This is a genomic window from Caldicellulosiruptor changbaiensis (genome assembly GCF_003999255.1).
Lineage (GTDB): Bacteria > Bacillota > Thermoanaerobacteria > Caldicellulosiruptorales > Caldicellulosiruptoraceae > Caldicellulosiruptor > Caldicellulosiruptor changbaiensis.
Window position 1 is genome coordinate 1,612,083 of sequence record NZ_CP034791.1, and the last position, 16,291, is coordinate 1,628,373.

Here is a 16,291-nt window from a genome sequence, read left to right on the forward strand (position 1 = left end):
TTATTTTATGTATTGTTGGTAATATTTTTTATTCAACAACCTAGATGTATTAATAAAAGTTATATGCTTGTTATTTTCTATTTTTCTTTCTATCCACCTTTTAAATATGTTTAAACTATGATTTGTATAAATTTTTTCACCTAAATAATTTGTTGTTTCTATTAAGTAATTATAATCGTGAATCACAGAACCTTCAAAAGCATGTACTTTATTGCCAGTAAATGCCAAATCCAATCCTACAAATATTATAGGATTACATCCAAATTTAATTGCTACTTCAACCGCTAATGTAGAAACCGAACCTCCCACTTCTAATGTTTCTAATGAATTTCCTTTAGCATATTCTTCAGCTAAATTAAAATTTTTTTGGAATGCAAGGTATTTAGTACTACTCCATTCATTTATAACTCCTTTATACGCAGTTGAAAGAGCTATAAGTGGAATATTGACTTTGCTACTTATATTGGTTAAATGTTCTTGGACAATTGGAAACGGATCACTTACCACAATGTAATCTGGAATTATTCTATTTTGTAGTAGATATTTTGAAACCCTTGAAACTACAATTATTATTACATCACTTCTTAATTTTCTAATTCTTTCAATATTTTCTTCTAGTGATGGTCCAGCGGCAATTATTATTGCAGGTACATTCCTATAGCAATTAAAAAGTTCATTAATTGGTTTATCATAAGTCAGAATATTATTTTCAAAATTATCTTTGAGAATATAATAATTTTCATTGTTATTAAAAGCTGAATCTAATATTTTAAATTCTAATAGCAGATCTTTTATTTTTTTCATCTTTGGTGGTATAGATTTGATTAAAGGTTCATGATAAATTATTTTGTAATTATCTATTGGTATACTATTTAATATGTTTTGCAAGCACCTATTAAAGAACTCTATGCTTTCAATCAAGAAAAAACGTACTCTGTCATCTTCCAAAATAGAAGCAATTTTTATTGATTTCAAAGCATTTAAGAAAATCTCATTATTAAACTCGAATATAAAAACATTCTTCACAAATTCATATTTTAGAAGTTCTACCACATGATAACCTAATCCAAATCCAAATACTATATAATATTCGATATTATTAACAATATTTTGTGCTATAAACTTTTCTGCTTCTTTACGAGGGTTATAATTGCTATGGATATAATAAAAATTACTCCCATCATAATATTTCAGAGTTAAGTCTCCATTTTTTGCCTTTTCAACAGTAGTGCTACTTGCCATAATTCCATTATGATTTATTTTCATTATTAAATCGTAAATTTCTTTATGTACATTTTTTAAATATTGTAAATTATAGTCAAGCAATGTCATTTTTTTCTTCACCTTCATTTGGTTTAACCTCATTAAAACTTATCCTTCAATTCATATTCAAGAATATCTGCAATTAAAACGATATCTCTATTTTCTATCGCTTTTAAAAGTCCTTGTAAAGTCTCTATATCTACTTCTTCCTTATTTTCATTATAATACGTCATTAGTATATCAATCAATTCTATTAAGGCTAAGTATGCTTTTCCCTCGTTCTGAGTACGAAAATATTCAACAACTTGATCTATTTTATTCTTAATGTCTGCTTTAATTTCTTTCATAGTTCATTTTTCCTTTCCTTTTCTTTAGATTTTAATAACTATTAGTAACACATAATAACATTATGTTAAAAAATAGGCTGATACTTTATCTAAAAAAGTATCAGCCTATTTCTCCTTTCTTAAGCAAACTCATCACTGACTATCTGAGTAACTGCAAAACAGCCTGTGGAAGTTGATTTGCTTGTGCAAGCATAGCTGTCGCAGCCTGATTCAATATATTCAGCTTTGTAAAGTTCATCATTTCTCTCGCCATATCAACATCTCTAATTCTTGACTCTGCTGCTTGCAAGTTTTCAGCCGCATTATCCAAGTTTGCAATTGTATGTTCAAGTCTGTTCTGTAAAGCACCCATTTTTGAACGAGATTTAGAAACTGAAACAATGGCGTTATTCACTACTGTAATAGCACTATTAGCTTTTGTTTGATTAGTTAACATAAGGCCTTTAAGGTTAACACCATCTTCACCCAAAGCACCTGCAGATTGCATTTTCCAACTCAGAGTAATGACTTGACTTGCATTAGCACCAACTTGAATTTTTGCCGCAAAGTTCGACTTGATAATGTTTTGCTCATTAAATTGCGTATTAAGAGCAATTCTTTGAATTTCAGATATAAGCTGCTGAAATTCATCATCTAAAGCTTTTCTATCAACGGAAACATTTGTGTCATTTGCTGCCTGTACTGCAAGCTCTCTCATTCTTTGAAGTATTGAGTGAACTTCATTTAAAGCTCCTTCTGCTGTCTGAATTAATGAAATACCATCTTGTGCATTTCTAGATGCTTGCTGCAAACCTCTAATCTGAGCTCTCATCTTTTCAGAAATTGAAAGACCTGCTGCGTCATCGCCTGCTCTGTTGATTCTCAAACCTGATGACAATTTTTCAACTGATTTAGCCAACTGAGTATTGTTAATTCCCATCTGTCTGTAAGTGTTCATAGCCATAATGTTATTATTAATACGCATCTTAACAACACCCTCCCTGAATTTAATTTTTTAGCTTCACGTCCCTGTGAAGCTTTATTTTGTTTTCATTAAGATTATCGGTAAGATGGTTTTATGAATTTAGGGGGTATGGGAAAAATTTTTGAATTTAATGTATTAATTTTGCAAGGTACATTTCTAATTGTGTATGAGTGACATTTTGAAATTCAGCTTTTTTAAATAGTTTTAGTTCCTCTTCTAAGTTTATAATCCTTAATACTTCTTCCACTCTTATTTTCATTGGGAGCAGTTTGTTCAAAGGATCAATTTTGAGTTCTTTTTCAATTTTATCAATATCTTTTTCTATAAACTTAATCATTGAATAATCGTTTAGATATTTTATATCTTTAAAAGAAGAAATAACTTTTTTGCAATAACCTTTATCAAATTGTACTAAAAACGAATTAACAGCTTCAATAACCTTTAAGTTTAACATCCTTATTAATAACTTTATAAAAAACTCCCTCTGTGTGGACCCCAAATGAAACATATAAACCTTGTTATCTCTAATAACATAAGGAAAAACTTTATCTTCTAATCCCAAATATGTCCTTATTGCATAAGGCTGCGTATTAAAAAATATAGTTTCATATGGTGCATAACTCAAAAGGCCACCATCCAACTTCTCAGAGGAATTTTTCACAATTATACTGTTTCCTTGAATATTTATTATCTCTTTGTTTTGACCTGTAATTTTAATCCTTTTGTTTTGAAAATCATGGACATTTGTTGCTAAAACCCTGTTCTTTTCAAGATCATAAATTGACATTCCGCTTGCAAATCTAATTGTTGAATGAATTTGTCCGTTTGAAAACTTATCAAGCCAATCCTTCTTTACAGTTAGCTTGCCATCATCCGCTTCTTTGAGCTGGCCGCTTAAAATTAGATTGTTTATAATGTCATTTGCAACTGATAAGTCTTCAAAATAATATTTTAAACAAGATTCTATTAAGCTTTTTAGTGCATCTTTGCTTCGTTTCAAATCTTTTGACTGAAATATGTATGAGATTATCTGCTGGATAATAACATGAAAAATATTCCCCGCTGCTGTATTTAAAAGAATTCCATTTTGTGCACAAAAGAGCATAGCTTTTTGAATTAGTCTTTGAGTATCATTTTCAGCACATAAAAGGACCTCTATTCTCTCGTTTTTTCTGTTCCCACGCCCAATTCTTTGAAGAAAGCTATTCATATCAAGCGGCGGTTCTGCCAAAACAACCAAATCAATTGAGCCAATATCAATTCCTATTTCAAAGGTAGAAGATGAAACTGCTATAACCCATTCATGCCTTTTTAAAATCTCTTCGGTTTCTTCTCTTTCAGACTTTGCTAAACTGCCATGATGAGATAAAATTTGGTAGTTTGAATCTTTTAAAATACTTCTGAGCTCTGCTACTAAAGCATCAACTTTATTTCTTGAATTACAAAAAATTAGAATTTTCTTAAACCTGTTTTGAAAATCAATGCTGCAAAAATGCTTGAATATTGTCTCATCAATTGAAACAATTTCATCTGATATTAGATTTATTTCTCTTTTCCCTTCAGCTTTTATTATTTCACCATCAGGAATATAATACTTTAATATCTTTTCAGGTTCCTTCATTGTTGCACTCATTCCAATAATCTGAATCTTTTCATCATCACACCACTTTTCTTTAAAAGCTTGAGCTTTTAGCCTTCTTAACCTTTCAAGTAGCCATCTTACTTGCTCACCTCTTGAGCTACCATATAAAAGATGTACCTCATCTAAAATAACCGCATAAACACAAGATAAAATATGCCCAAAACCATTTTTAAGTTTTCCTCTACACATCATGCTGTCAAATGACTCTGGTGTTGTAATTAGTATATTCGGAATTGTTTTAAATTCGGCTTGATAATCCCCTGTTTTTCTTAAAATATTAATATCATAATAGATAAGCCGTGAATAAAGCCTTTCATAGATATCGTTAACCAGTGCTCTTGTTGGACAAATGTATAAAATTGTCCAGACCTTGAACCTTGACTTTAACCTCTCAATCAAGGGTGCACATGCAGCTTCTGTTTTGCCACTTGCAGTAGGTGAGCATATTAAAATATCTTTTCCCTCAAGTATTTTGGGAATTGCCTTTCTTTGAACATCTTTTAGTCTACCATAGCTTCCAAAAAACATATCCCATGTTGAAGAAAGCTGATTCTTAATATTTAGATCTTCTAAATAGCCATTATCCATATTTCTTATCACCTTCTTATGCCTGGTGGTCCATACTGCAAATCCAGTAGCGTCAAATACCATTTTATAATCGAACGAATCTGCCTGCTCTCACTGTTAGGAAGTTTACTTTCTATGAGTTTTGTTAGATTTTCTCCTGTGCTTAAGCTAAACTCAGACCACAATTGATAAGTCTCACAGTAAAGGACATGCAGCTTCTTTAAAAGCTCTATTTTTTGAGATTCACTCCACTTTGTCACCTCAAACATATTTTCAGGTGTTTTTGAAATATATCTTGTGATGTCTGGGTCACCCTTTTCGCCACCTTGATTTATTGCTGAAAATATTATACAAAGTGGAGCTCTTGGAACATTCAACCCGCCACTTAAATATCGTCCAATTACGTACAACATGTCTTGAACCATTTTATAATTGCTTGGATTTTTTATTCTTTCCACCTCATACTCGTCTATTGTAACCATAAGGCCTTTATAACCTGCAGCAGCTAATAAAGTGGCAATCCCTGCTAATGCCTCAATAAAATTAAAATATCGTTCATCTACTTTTCTGCTAATAAGAGTTTTCAGTTTTAAATTTGAATATCCAGAATATCTCAAAGCACTTGATAGCATTTCATTTACATCAGTTGCACTTACCTCATCACTGCATGTAAGAAGTGATTCTATAAAATAAGAATATTCATCTAATAAACCCACCTCAGCTAAAGCTGTTATAACATTTAGGTATTTTTGGATTGTTTCAAATCTTTTTAGTTTTTCAAAGCTGCCATTTTTCAGTAGCAATGCCTTTAAAAAAAGACTTACTAACGGGTAGTCTGAATATATATCATTGTCTTGAATACTTAAAAATAATATGTTCAATAGTTTTGATGGATTAGAAAGGCTTATGCCTTCTCCATCAACTTCCACTTTTAAAGTAAAAAACCCTTCTTTTCGTGCTATATATCTCATAACAGATAGGGTGTGACTTTTTCCACAGCCATATTCTCCACAAACTTGAAATCCAACAGGCAAAAAAGACTCGCATTTTCTCAGTATCTTTTCTGTAACATCTTTGATCTGATCAAAACCTATTGTAAGCTGGTCTATGTAATACTCTGGCACCAATCCAAATCTAAGTGATTCTATAACCCTTAATTTTTTAAATGTGGTATCTTCTCTCATCATGTTTTTAAACCTCATCTTCGTATATGTTTTGTGTATATATTTTTCCTAAATTACCATAATCAATATCTCCTTCTTCAAGAATTTCTAACAAATATGTGCAAACAGCCTTTGTTATTTCACGCTTGTTTGAACTCGAAACACCTTTTTTTATGATTTCCTCTGATATCTCATCGGCTTTTCTTAGTATTTCATTTTTTGAAATGTTAATTTGATCTTTGAAAGTCTCATAAAATACATCTGAAATCTTCATAGCAATTTTCTTTGACAAATCAATAGAATCAAGTCGTGTAAGGTCAATAACTGGGGCTAAAACATTTCCACTAAAAAAATCCTTCTCATACGGACTTGAAAGCCTTTGCTGCAATGCTGGGTATTTATTCATTTCTTCATAAACATCATTTGTCATAGCATATACAATTAGGGCAGAGGCATCTTTTAAGTTGACAATAGCATCTAATAAAGAACGCAGTGTTGAAAAAATCTTGGCAAGTTTTTTTCTATCAACATTAAAACTCTGTTCAGCCTCATCAAAACCCACAATTATTCCTCTATAACCAATATAATAAACAAACTGGAAAAGAGAAAAAAGCATATCCTCTGCACGCTTATTTTGAGCTGATTTTGTCACTTTGGATATACCCAATTCTCTACAAAGTTTACTGTCTGAAATATTGCCTAATAAATAATCACAGCACAAATCAAAGGTTGAAATATCCCAGTTGAGGTAAGAAATTATTGCTAATTTTATAACCTTTCCAAATTCTCGTGATTTAAAGCTACCATCATTGATATCTCTTAAAAATCTTTCTTTCAAATACTGAGAATTTTTAGTATCATTTATCATATTGTCAAGTGTATATCTTAAAAACTCACTTAAACCCTCATTCTGCTGTAATGGTGCTTTCATATTCCGTACAACTTCACTGTAAATCAGTAGCTTATCAGAAAAATCAATATCCCGATTTAGAGCAATTTCAGAAGTAACACAGTTTTCATCTCTTGCAATTTCCATTAAATGGCGTAAAAAATGTGTTTTCCCCGACCCATATGGCCCTACAACAAATTTTTGTGCGCAAATGTTTCGGCCAAACTGCTCATAAAAGTATTTTTGTCTAATTGCCTCAAACACATTCTCATAACCCACACCAAAATATTTACATCCTTCAGCTGGTGCTGTTCCGTGTTGTGCCATAGTATATAATGCTCTTAAAAATAAGTCCTTATCCAATTTATCTCATCCTTTCTAATATCATAGTAGCAATAGTCTTTGCCAGCTCTCGTTTATAACCTGAGCCTACATTTCTTCTTAGCACCATTATGCAACTGTTTATGACTTCTTTCTTAAAATCATCATTTAAGATGCCAAAATTTTTGGCCAATCTCAAATAAGCCTCAACCATGCTAACCATAAAACTCTGTGGGTTGTCTCTCAATGTGTTAACAGAGTCAACCTTTTGAAAGGGAATACGCCAACCAATTGATTTATTTTCACCTTTAATTATCTGCAAGCGCTGAGCCAGAGCCTCGTACCTATTTGCAACTTGGGATATGAAATCAGGCAAAACCGAAAATACTATCAAAACCCCTTCCAAAGCACCACTTGAACAGCCATCAATTAATCGACGCATAAGGTTTGCTGCAAGCTGGTTACGCCTTGAAATTCTTTCTCCAAAACCCGAAAGTGTTCTTTCATTTTCATCAAACAACAATACAACCCCTTTAAAACCCAAAATATGTAAAGATGATAAAACCGTTTTTAAAATATTCTCTGCGTTAGACTTACTCAAGCTTACCCTTACATTATTAATCCCCATACTTTTAAAGGTTTGAACATTGACTTTTCGACCAACCAGATACTCTTTTACAACTTCCCATGCCTCATTGTTCAAATTCTTTTTGTTAAGAGCAAGCAAAATGGCATTTTTAAAACTTGCAGATGGCAATTTTGCTGATTTTAAAATCTCCTTTTGTCTGTCATCTACCAACCTTTCCCCTGCAAACGCTAGAATCTCTGGCAGTGATTTGTATGTTCTCCCTTCATGCCTGTATTCGACGTTTTCCAAGATGTACTCAACCACCAGCTTCCAATCAGTCAATGAAACAGCACTGTCCAAAGTTGTAAATGCAACCAGCATACCTTTTGATAAAGCTTTTTTGTAAATTAGATTTAAAAGATGAGTTTTTCCAGCACCATAAGCACCTTCAATAAATTTACATGTTGCTCCGCCTTTTGCAATAAGATTCTCAATCACTTCGTTCTCAAAATAGTTCATGTAATCTTGATTCCCAACATCAATCAAATCTGCAATCTCAACATCATCTGTCCCATTCTGAGCAATTTTATTAAGTGAGGTTATTATACTATCCTTGCTTATCACTTGCATTTTTTAAACACCTTCTTTTGCTTCATACACATAACACATTATCTTGTAGTCATCATCAGGATTAAGCCCGTTTACATACATACCCTTACCCTGCATTGTTTCTTGCATACTGCCAGTTTGCAAGGCAAGCCGTTTGTCTTTAGGTATCTCATCCCATATGCTTCTGTAGATATCTAAATTATACAAAAACGCCCATTTAGGAAACTCTGTATACTTTGTTATCTTAGCATCAGGTTTGTTTTTTTCTAAATATCTTCTTATTTGAAGTAGTCTAACTTCTGTATAAAAATCGAAAATACTCACAACGTCCTTTCCACTTTTAAATCTTGCATATTTATATGCATCCCAGAATATATCTATAAGTTCATCCTTAGGCATAAGGAATTGAAATAGTAACTTTTCTGCCTCTTCTATCAAAGATTTAATATCTTCTTTTGAATTGACCCTTGTCCAACCAATGATTGTTTGATTATTATAAGAAATGCTAACAGCTGATGATTGAGGTTTAGTCTTTAACTGAATACTTTTTATTCTCCAACCATCACTGCACTCTCTTAGAGGAACTCCTTTTTCTTTTAGTTCCATGATCAATTCAGATTCAATTAGTTTAAAATTGTAAGACATTTTTCCCTTTTCTTTGGCAATTATATCTTTTGCTTTAACAATAATATCATTCAGTGTTTCAAAAATACTATTAAGATTTGATATACCATCTAAAAATTTTTCCAATTTTTCTAAAACATCTTTGTCATTCGGCTTTATCTCTGTTGCTTTATTGAATATCTTCAAAGTCTCTTTTAGCTCTTTTATAATAATTTCAAGTTCTGAAGTTTGTTTCAAATTAATCTATCCTCCTCATCTTTAGTGTTTTTTACAGAATTAATAGCTTTTAATTTATTTATACCACATTGATTCTATTTTAATCTAAAGTTATAAAGTATTTTTTGATATAAATCTTTTCAAAATATAGAAAAGTCATGTTAGTATAAATGATCACTAATAGTATTCAAATTTTTTAATCATTTTCTCCCAAACAAATACATAAACACAAACGCAGGAATCTTTATAATTGGAACCTTTGTATTAAGCTCAACTCTGCCATAGTCTTCTGCTCTTTTTGTAATAAGCACTGCTGAGATTATATCTTTTTCTTTTTGGCACATCTGTACAATTGCATCATCTTCGGCAAGTGTAGTATCTTCTCTAAATTTCACTTCAATTAAGCTCTTACCATTTGGAAACTGGGCAACTATGTCAATTTCTTTTTAATTATCAGTTGATTTTCTAAAATAGCCTATCTTTGCATTTTCTTCACTGTAAAAGTTATATATATGCTTAAAAACTGCTGTTTCGACCGTAATTCCAAGTTCTTTGCTATCAATAAAGAGATTATCTATCATCAGAACTGCATTTCTAATAGCTGGATCAGATATATATTCTCTGCTTTGCTTTCAAAACATTTTTGCATTTTGTAAAGTATACTTCTAATTTTTAGCCTAAAAACATAAAGTATACTTTATATTTTTAAGCTAATTTTTTAAAGTATACTTTGTATTTTTGAATCTATCTCAAATAAAATAATCTTAGAAAATAAAAAAAGGCAGGCTTTACCCTGCCTTTAGTTTTTCTTCCAAATTTTTGATTCTTACCCCTTTATCTTTGCTCATCAGACAAAACCTCTTTTAAATCTTTAATCTTGCTGAGTCTATCTTTGCCTTGCAATGCTTCGACATTTTCATTTTTAACCTCTTGAAGTAGCTCATATCGCAAAACCTTTATATTTTTCGGGGCATCTATTCCAAGTTTTACACTATCTTTTTCTATGCTGATGACTTTTATAATTATGTTTTCTCCAATTAAAATCTGGTCACCTTCTTTTCGCGAAAGAACAAGCATCTTTTATATACCTCATTTCTGCACGTTTGAATTTAAATTTTCAAAAAGGTAATATCTTAGAGGATATCTTTCATCATCTAAAAGATACTGCATTCCCTTTCTCTTGTTCACATTTATAATAATTGGAGCTTTGAGATTAACTCTTGTTTTCTTTACATCTTCTGGAATTACAACAATACAAAAAACTGCAACATCTTTTTCTGATTCTATCTCAAGCTTTTTTAAAACTTCATCACCTATATCAAATTCATAGTCAGGTTTTATGTCAAATGGATTGATGATAACAAATGCGATATCTTTATCTTCAATTGACTGTAACCACAAAAAGGGACTGTCTTCTTCTTTGACAATTACAAATTTTTTTAAATTCTCAAATGCAGGAATACCTTCTTCAAAGGTTATTATATTCTCTTCATTTACTTCAAGCTGTCCAAATACTCTTGATTGGACTACTGACTTTTGAACTACCATTTTTTATTCTCCCTTTTCATATTTTTAAATAATCCACAATTTCCTTTAGAACTTTCTTAATCTCATTTAAATCATTCTTCAAGATGTCATATACAACATTTAAATCTAATTGGGCATATTCATAAACAATTGCATTTCTCAAATCAATCATTTTCTTCATAAAGATGGAAGAATCATCCGAAATAACCTTCTCGTTAGCTAAAATTTCGGGAATATCTTCAAAATTCTCAGGTACTTCAAATTGTTTCTCAGCAATTATGCGATTACAGAGACTTATTAGATTTTGAACAATCAAAAGCAAATTGTAAGCAACTACATCTTGAATATTACTATTATCTTTAAAATCTTCAAAAGTAATACTTTTAAATCTCTCTATTCTTTTCATTCTAAACATTATTTTGCTTATCTTATCTATTATAACCTCTCTTCCGTTCATACCCTCACATCAACCTTGCCCATCTCAAAATCAATATAAACCTTGCCACCTACAAAATAGATTTCTGGGCGGCTTTTTGGGATTATATCAACGTTGTAGTCATAGGTTGGAAAAGCCTCTTCTATGCAGATGTCAATTATAGGCTCACCACCATCTTCAATTCTGGCAAGTCTGTTGCCATTTTCTGCTGTCTTTTGTATATACCTCAAAACCTGTTTATATCCTTGCTGGGCGCTTTGACGCACCAAGTAATCTGTTGAGCCCAAATTTACCTCTTCCCAGCACCTATCTTGGTTAATTCTGACTTTAAGATGTTCTTGATGAAGTTTTACTTTAGCAAAAGTTTGATGAATTTGAATCTTAGCTATTTGCATCTAAAAACACACCCTTTTTAGGGTTTTATTTTATGTCTTAGTATTTCAGAAAATCCAAAAGTGTTGGCGGCAAAATCTGTGCACCTGTCTGAAGTGCTGCTCTATAGACATTCTCTGCCTCTTTCATCTTCATTATTATCTCTGCCACATCTACATCCTCATTGTTTGAAAGTAAAGTTGTAAAGTTTACATTGTCATCATTTAATCTGTTTTTAATAAGTTCAAGCCTGTTTTGAAGTGCACCAACATCGCCACGCTGAGCAACAACATTGTCTATATGCCTGTCTATGTCGCTCAAAAGAGAGTTAACAGTATTAACATCACCATTGTTCAATGCATTAATTAAATTATCTAATACTTTAAACATATTTCCTTTATTCACATCTGTCTCTCCTTTGATGTAGAAAACTTGATTTGCTGTTTTGTTTATCTCAATGAAGTTTGCTTTCATAACCTCATACTTAATTATATTCTTGCCTGTTGCCAGGTCAACTTGGTACCCCCCAGTTGATGAAAAATCACCTGTGTCCGAAAAAGATCCATCAGAGGGATTTAGCGGCGCTGTGTCTGTTTTAAATCCTGAAAAGATATACCTTCCTGCATAGCTCGTATTTCCAACCTGAATTATATGCTCTTTTATCTGAGCAACCTCTTTTGCAATCTGAGCCATATCTTCTTGTGTGTTTGTGCCATTTGCGCCACGAACAGCAAGCTCTCTAACTCTTTGCAGTGACTCTGTGATATCCGCAAGAGCACTTTCAGTCATGTCAACCCAAGAAGATGCATCATCAACATTTTTCTGAAGCTGCTCTATTTCAGAAACATCAGTTCTGAGCCTTAGCGACCTTGCAGTTATCACAGGATCATCAGAAGGATATCTAATCTTTTTACCTGTTGCCATCTTGTATTGCAAATCGTCAAGTCTTGCAAGGTTTTTATTAAGATTTATAAGGAAATTGTTTACCATCATATTACTTGTTATTCTCATTTTGCTCTCACCTCAAAGCTTCAAATTATCTTCCTACAAGTCCAAGCCTGTTTATAAGGACATCCAGCATTTCATCAAATGCATTTATCATTCTTGCTGATGCCTGAAACCCGTGCTGGTACTTTATGAGGTTTGTCATCTCTTCATCTATTGAAACTCCAGAAAGAGCCTGACGACGATTGTCAAGCTGGGTGACCATAACTTTCTGGTTTTCTGCAAAGTTCTTTGCACCTTGTGAATCAACACCAAGGTTTGAAATAAGCGATTTTAAAAAGTCTTCAAACTTGCCTTCTCTAAAGATTGATGTGTCATTTCTAAGCTGTAGCATCTTTACAACAAGGTCATTGCCACCCGGAAGATTATCAGGGTCAGTTGTTGTTGCTATGTTGTTCAGATCATTCATTATATCGTCTGATACTTTGATATACCTTGCAAAGAAGAAATTACCAGAATCAACCGGCGGTTCAAAAAAGTTAATACCTGTGTTCTGCCCGTTTAATGAATATCCTTGTGTATGAAGCTCATTAAACTTTTCAATTAGCTTTTTTGCAAACTCATTTAGCCTGTTTAGGTAATATGGTATCCCTGTAAAGTTATTTTTATTTGGTACATCAATATCCTGTCCATTTACAGTCAAATCTTCATCAATCCCACCAATACCATCTCTCATATCCAAAAGCCCCTTTAGCTCGCCAGACTTAACATTTAAAACCTGCCCTGTATCTTTCCACATTACAACAAAGAGTCCCGGAACATCATAGAGGTTTTGCTGCGAAAGTGCATTATCAGGGTCAAAGTTTGTTGGCTGGTCGTTTGAATCAAAACCACTTAACCTTTTTATCTTTGCCTTGTCAGTCTCAAGCTCATACACTGTAAAGTGGTTAACTAAGGTCTCCCCACTAATTTGGACTATGAATCTGCCCTCCGAATCTTCATAAGCTTGTGTGTCAACAATTTTTGAAAGCTTATCTACCAAAAGATTTCTCTGGTCGCGAAGATCGTTTGCCTTCTCGCCTCGAAGCTCTAATATGAAAATCTGTTTGTTCAGGTCTGCTATCTGATGGGCAATACTGTTTATATCAAGGATTCTATCGTAAATCTGGTCGTTTAGCTCACTTTGTAAGTCCTCAAGCTGTTTATACATCTTATGTATTGTATCTGTCAGCGCAGATGCTCTCTGGCGCACCAAAGCTCTGACAGTTAAACTCTCTGGATTTTTAGAAAGTTCCTGCAGGCTTGAGAAAAATTGATCGATTACACTAGATAGTCCTGTGTCGCTTGGCTCGTTAAAGATCGACTCTATAAAATTTAGGTTGTCCGCTTTTATTTCATACTCGCCCTGGCGGGAGTACTCATTTCTGTACTGCATATCCAAAAACATATCTCTAATCTGAACAAGGCTCTGGACATCTGCACCCATTCCCACCTGAAACTTTGGATCATAAATCCCCACCTGATTTGAAGGGGGAATTGATTTTACATTCAAAACCTGTCTTGTATACCCTGGTGTTGAGGCATTTGCAACGTTGTGGGATGTAACCTCAAGCCCTTTTCTATTTACATAAATTCCTGTTCTTGCAATCTCAAGACCATAAAAAGACATTTCTTTCAGCTCCTTTGTTATCTTTAAAGCTTTACATCAAACAGGTTTTTTTTTGTAATTTTGTTTTGACCATCTTTTTGGTAAGTAGTGTCGTCGGTAAAATAGGAAGAGATCAAATTTGTCATAAAATCTATATACTCAAGTGAGCTTTGAATAAGCCTCAAATTTAGATCATTTACACGCTTTATTTCGCTGACAACCTTACTGATAGAATTTTTTATGTCAATTAACTTTTGTTTCTGCTCACCTTCACAAAATTCTACCAAGTTATCAAGTGATGAGATTTCTGTACTCTTTTCCTTTGATATCTTAGCAATCAGGCACTGCCTTAAATCTTCTAACTTGTTTATCTCCTCTGCTTTTTGTCTTTCAATTGTTGACTGCTCTATGAGGGCTGATATGTTATTTTCAACTATGAATTTTGTTTTAGAGCTGTAGATTTCAAGTATTTCTTTTAAAATGTTGTGTTCTTTTTCTAAAATTTCAATTACACTATTTACATCTTGATTCATGAAAATCAACTCTTTCCTAACTAAATTTTATACAATAAATATAAAGGCTGCTAAAAATTCAAAAGCAGCCACCGACAAATTTTTTACCATGCGTTTTTCGCTTGCTTATATTCCCTTATTAGTTTTTCCACAACGTCCTTGGCACTTACATTATAAGTGCCTGACTCAATTTTACTTTTTATTTCATTTACCTTTTCCTCTCGAATGTCAGGTGTTGACTTTATAGCATTCAGGATTGCCTGAAAATCCCTTGCTTCACTTGAGATTTCAAGTTTATCTGCACTTTTTACATCTTGCTTCTTCTCCACTTTGTTTACTCTTATGCTGCTACTGTATATCTGTAATATCCTCATCCTATCTTCTATCCTCATGGCAAATCCCATCCCTTGCACTCAACATTCTCACTTAATATATCGTTAAAACTTGCAAAAAAATTTAACAGAATTTTATTTTTCCTCGTCCTCCTTAAAATCTTTTGAAAGATATCTATAACCTCCTTCTTTTCTCTTAGCATACTCCTCGTTCTTCTTCATACTCTCTCGAAGCTTTTTATCGTCAAGATAACTCAAAAATCTTGTTCCAACCTCTCTTTTGCACTCATCACAAAGCCTACCTGTTTTTATAGCTTTTCCGCATCTTTCACACTCTAAGATGATATTGCTCTCACCCACAATCTCAAGTCTTTCCTCTTTTAAAAATCTTAAAATCTTCTCAGGTGACACACCTGTTGCATTAGACACCTCTGGCAACGTCGCACCTGGGTGTTCATATAAATACTCTTTTACCTTTTTAAAATCCTCTTCTTCTTCCTTTCTGCACTGAGGGCAGATAGGAATTCCATCATATAGGTAAAGCTTCCCACACCTTCTGCAATTTCTTACATCCATTAATCACAACCCCCTATTTTAATTCTCTTGATGGTTTTGTTATTGCTAAAACAGATACGTACACCTTGTTCGCACCACTTTTTAACAACACCTTTGAGCATTCATCTGCTGTTGCTCCAGTTGTGAAAATATCATCAACAAGTAAAATTGTCTTTCCCTTTACACTATTTTCATACCCATTTTTGAGCGCAATCTTATCTTTTATTTCCTTTTTTCTCTCCTCTCTTGAAAGGTTGTAAAAGGGCTTTGTAGACTGCGTTCTTTTTAGAGCATCAAGCAGAGGTATTTTCAATGCTTTTGATATATTCTTTGCTAAAAGGTATGAGTGATTATATCCCCTTTTTAAGTACCTCTCATAACTTATTGGCACAGGGATTACAATATCTATGTGCACATTAGAGCTTATTATTTTGTTTGCCATCAGATTTGAAAATGTTAAAGCATTCTGGTAAAAACCCCTATACTTGAAAAGATGAACACCTTTTCTAACAACACTTTCATAATAAAAAACGGGAAAGACCTTTTCAAAGGAAAAACTTTCTCTTTGACAGTTTGGACAAAGACTGTAGACAAAGTCAACAATTGGAATTCCGCATTTTTCGCATGTTTTGCCTTGGATAAACCGTATAAACTTTTTGCACTCATCACATGGGTCATCTCCCACCTTACCACAAAATGAACAGCGGCGAGGAAAGAAAAATTGGATTAGTCTTTCCATTTTTCAAAGTTTAAAACTTAATTTAATTTATCTATATTAAATCACAAACAAT

18 protein-coding genes and 1 pseudogene are annotated in these 16,291 nt (G+C 32.8%); all 19 read right to left on the bottom strand.

Annotated features, from left to right (window positions below; translation table 11 throughout):
- The 19 genes and pseudogenes from ELD05_RS07945 to ELD05_RS08035 all read right to left on the bottom strand — a co-directional run bounded on the left by ELD05_RS07945 (position 1) and on the right by ELD05_RS08035 (position 16,239).
- Complete coding sequence (locus tag ELD05_RS07945) at positions 1-1,332, bottom strand: motility associated factor glycosyltransferase family protein (protein WP_127352947.1); 1,332 nt, start codon at positions 1,330-1,332, stop codon at positions 1-3.
- 32 nt (positions 1,333-1,364) lie between these two features.
- Positions 1,365-1,610, bottom strand: a complete 246-nt coding sequence (locus ELD05_RS07950) for a hypothetical protein (RefSeq protein ID WP_127352002.1) — start codon at positions 1,608-1,610, stop codon at positions 1,365-1,367.
- Positions 1,611-1,749: 139 nt separating this feature from the next.
- The gene (locus tag ELD05_RS07955; protein ID WP_127352003.1) at positions 1,750-2,574 is read right to left on the bottom strand and encodes a flagellin N-terminal helical domain-containing protein; all 825 of its coding nucleotides are present in this window, start codon (positions 2,572-2,574) and stop codon (positions 1,750-1,752) included.
- A gap of 127 nt (positions 2,575-2,701) precedes the next feature.
- A complete protein-coding gene (locus tag ELD05_RS07960) occupies positions 2,702-4,804 on the bottom strand; it encodes a DEAD/DEAH box helicase (RefSeq protein WP_127352004.1) in 2,103 nt (700 codons plus the stop codon).
- Between the two features lie 8 nt (positions 4,805-4,812).
- The gene (locus ELD05_RS07965; protein WP_241243434.1) at positions 4,813-5,967 is read right to left on the bottom strand and encodes a BREX system ATP-binding domain-containing protein; all 1,155 of its coding nucleotides are present in this window, start codon (positions 5,965-5,967) and stop codon (positions 4,813-4,815) included.
- Between the two features lie 7 nt (positions 5,968-5,974).
- Positions 5,975-7,198 (bottom strand): BREX system ATP-binding domain-containing protein, encoded by a 1,224-nt coding sequence (locus ELD05_RS07970; protein ID WP_127352006.1) that lies wholly within the window; start codon positions 7,196-7,198, stop codon positions 5,975-5,977.
- A 1-nt stretch (position 7,199) separates the two neighbouring features.
- Entirely contained in the window at positions 7,200-8,354 is a 1,155-nt protein-coding gene (locus ELD05_RS07975; protein WP_127352007.1) for a BREX system ATP-binding domain-containing protein, read from the bottom strand.
- A gap of 3 nt (positions 8,355-8,357) precedes the next feature.
- Positions 8,358-9,194, bottom strand: coding sequence for a hypothetical protein (locus ELD05_RS07980; RefSeq protein ID WP_127352008.1), 837 nt, complete (start codon positions 9,192-9,194; stop codon positions 8,358-8,360).
- Positions 9,195-9,373: 179 nt separating this feature from the next.
- Positions 9,374-9,818: pseudogene (locus ELD05_RS15015) on the bottom strand (DUF4143 domain-containing protein); the annotation flags it as partial.
- Between the two features lie 189 nt (positions 9,819-10,007).
- Positions 10,008-10,250: a carbon storage regulator CsrA gene (gene csrA / locus ELD05_RS07990; RefSeq protein ID WP_127352009.1), complete on the bottom strand. Its 243-nt coding sequence runs from the start codon at positions 10,248-10,250 to the stop codon at positions 10,008-10,010.
- 12 nt (positions 10,251-10,262) lie between these two features.
- Positions 10,263-10,721, bottom strand: a complete 459-nt coding sequence (gene fliW / locus ELD05_RS07995; protein WP_127352010.1) for a flagellar assembly protein FliW — start codon at positions 10,719-10,721, stop codon at positions 10,263-10,265.
- Positions 10,722-10,737: 16 nt separating this feature from the next.
- Positions 10,738-11,157, bottom strand: a complete 420-nt coding sequence (gene hepT / locus ELD05_RS08000) for a type VII toxin-antitoxin system HepT family RNase toxin (protein WP_127352011.1) — start codon at positions 11,155-11,157, stop codon at positions 10,738-10,740.
- The gene (locus ELD05_RS08005) at positions 11,154-11,531 is read right to left on the bottom strand and encodes a DUF6470 family protein (protein ID WP_127352012.1); all 378 of its coding nucleotides are present in this window, start codon (positions 11,529-11,531) and stop codon (positions 11,154-11,156) included. Before ELD05_RS08005 ends, hepT begins: the two co-directional genes overlap by 4 nt.
- A 37-nt stretch (positions 11,532-11,568) precedes the next feature.
- On the bottom strand, positions 11,569-12,519 hold the full coding sequence (flgL, locus tag ELD05_RS08010) for a flagellar hook-associated protein FlgL (RefSeq protein WP_127352013.1): 951 nt from the start codon (positions 12,517-12,519) through the stop codon (positions 11,569-11,571).
- Positions 12,520-12,544: 25 nt separating this feature from the next.
- Positions 12,545-14,122, bottom strand: a complete 1,578-nt coding sequence (gene flgK, locus ELD05_RS08015) for a flagellar hook-associated protein FlgK (RefSeq protein ID WP_127352014.1) — start codon at positions 14,120-14,122, stop codon at positions 12,545-12,547.
- Between the two features lie 23 nt (positions 14,123-14,145).
- Positions 14,146-14,634, bottom strand: coding sequence for a flagellar protein FlgN (locus tag ELD05_RS08020; RefSeq protein WP_127352015.1), 489 nt, complete (start codon positions 14,632-14,634; stop codon positions 14,146-14,148).
- Between the two features lie 83 nt (positions 14,635-14,717).
- Entirely contained in the window at positions 14,718-15,005 is a 288-nt protein-coding gene (gene flgM / locus ELD05_RS08025; protein ID WP_039764893.1) for a flagellar biosynthesis anti-sigma factor FlgM, read from the bottom strand.
- Between the two features lie 75 nt (positions 15,006-15,080).
- Positions 15,081-15,521: a TIGR03826 family flagellar region protein gene (locus tag ELD05_RS08030; RefSeq protein WP_039764870.1), complete on the bottom strand. Its 441-nt coding sequence runs from the start codon at positions 15,519-15,521 to the stop codon at positions 15,081-15,083.
- Between the two features lie 13 nt (positions 15,522-15,534).
- Entirely contained in the window at positions 15,535-16,239 is a 705-nt protein-coding gene (locus tag ELD05_RS08035) for a ComF family protein (RefSeq protein WP_127352016.1), read from the bottom strand.
- Between the last annotated feature and the right edge of the window lie 52 nt (positions 16,240-16,291).

What these genes read in the sequence shown, in the direction of transcription:
- ELD05_RS08030 (WP_039764870.1), bottom strand. Translation starts at nt 15,521, where the DNA reads ATGGATGTAAGAAATTGCAGAAGGTGTGGGAAGCTTTACCTATATGAT.
- ELD05_RS07945 (WP_127352947.1), bottom strand. Translation starts at nt 1,332, where the DNA reads ATGACATTGCTTGACTATAATTTACAATATTTAAAAAATGTACATAAA.
- hepT (WP_127352011.1), bottom strand. Translation starts at nt 11,157, where the DNA reads ATGAACGGAAGAGAGGTTATAATAGATAAGATAAGCAAAATAATGTTT.
- ELD05_RS08005 (WP_127352012.1), bottom strand. Translation starts at nt 11,531, where the DNA reads ATGCAAATAGCTAAGATTCAAATTCATCAAACTTTTGCTAAAGTAAAA.
- ELD05_RS08020 (WP_127352015.1), bottom strand. Translation starts at nt 14,634, where the DNA reads ATGAATCAAGATGTAAATAGTGTAATTGAAATTTTAGAAAAAGAACAC.
- ELD05_RS07965 (WP_241243434.1), bottom strand. Translation starts at nt 5,967, where the DNA reads ATGAGAGAAGATACCACATTTAAAAAATTAAGGGTTATAGAATCACTT.
- flgM (WP_039764893.1), bottom strand. Translation starts at nt 15,005, where the DNA reads ATGAGGATAGAAGATAGGATGAGGATATTACAGATATACAGTAGCAGC.
- ELD05_RS07950 (WP_127352002.1), bottom strand. Translation starts at nt 1,610, where the DNA reads ATGAAAGAAATTAAAGCAGACATTAAGAATAAAATAGATCAAGTTGTT.
- fliW (WP_127352010.1), bottom strand. Translation starts at nt 10,721, where the DNA reads ATGGTAGTTCAAAAGTCAGTAGTCCAATCAAGAGTATTTGGACAGCTT.
- ELD05_RS08035 (WP_127352016.1), bottom strand. Translation starts at nt 16,239, where the DNA reads ATGGAAAGACTAATCCAATTTTTCTTTCCTCGCCGCTGTTCATTTTGT.
- ELD05_RS07975 (WP_127352007.1), bottom strand. Translation starts at nt 8,354, where the DNA reads ATGCAAGTGATAAGCAAGGATAGTATAATAACCTCACTTAATAAAATT.
- flgL (WP_127352013.1), bottom strand. Translation starts at nt 12,519, where the DNA reads ATGAGAATAACAAGTAATATGATGGTAAACAATTTCCTTATAAATCTT.
- csrA (WP_127352009.1), bottom strand. Translation starts at nt 10,250, where the DNA reads ATGCTTGTTCTTTCGCGAAAAGAAGGTGACCAGATTTTAATTGGAGAA.
- ELD05_RS07955 (WP_127352003.1), bottom strand. Translation starts at nt 2,574, where the DNA reads ATGCGTATTAATAATAACATTATGGCTATGAACACTTACAGACAGATG.
- ELD05_RS07960 (WP_127352004.1), bottom strand. Translation starts at nt 4,804, where the DNA reads ATGGATAATGGCTATTTAGAAGATCTAAATATTAAGAATCAGCTTTCT.
- flgK (WP_127352014.1), bottom strand. Translation starts at nt 14,122, where the DNA reads ATGTCTTTTTATGGTCTTGAGATTGCAAGAACAGGAATTTATGTAAAT.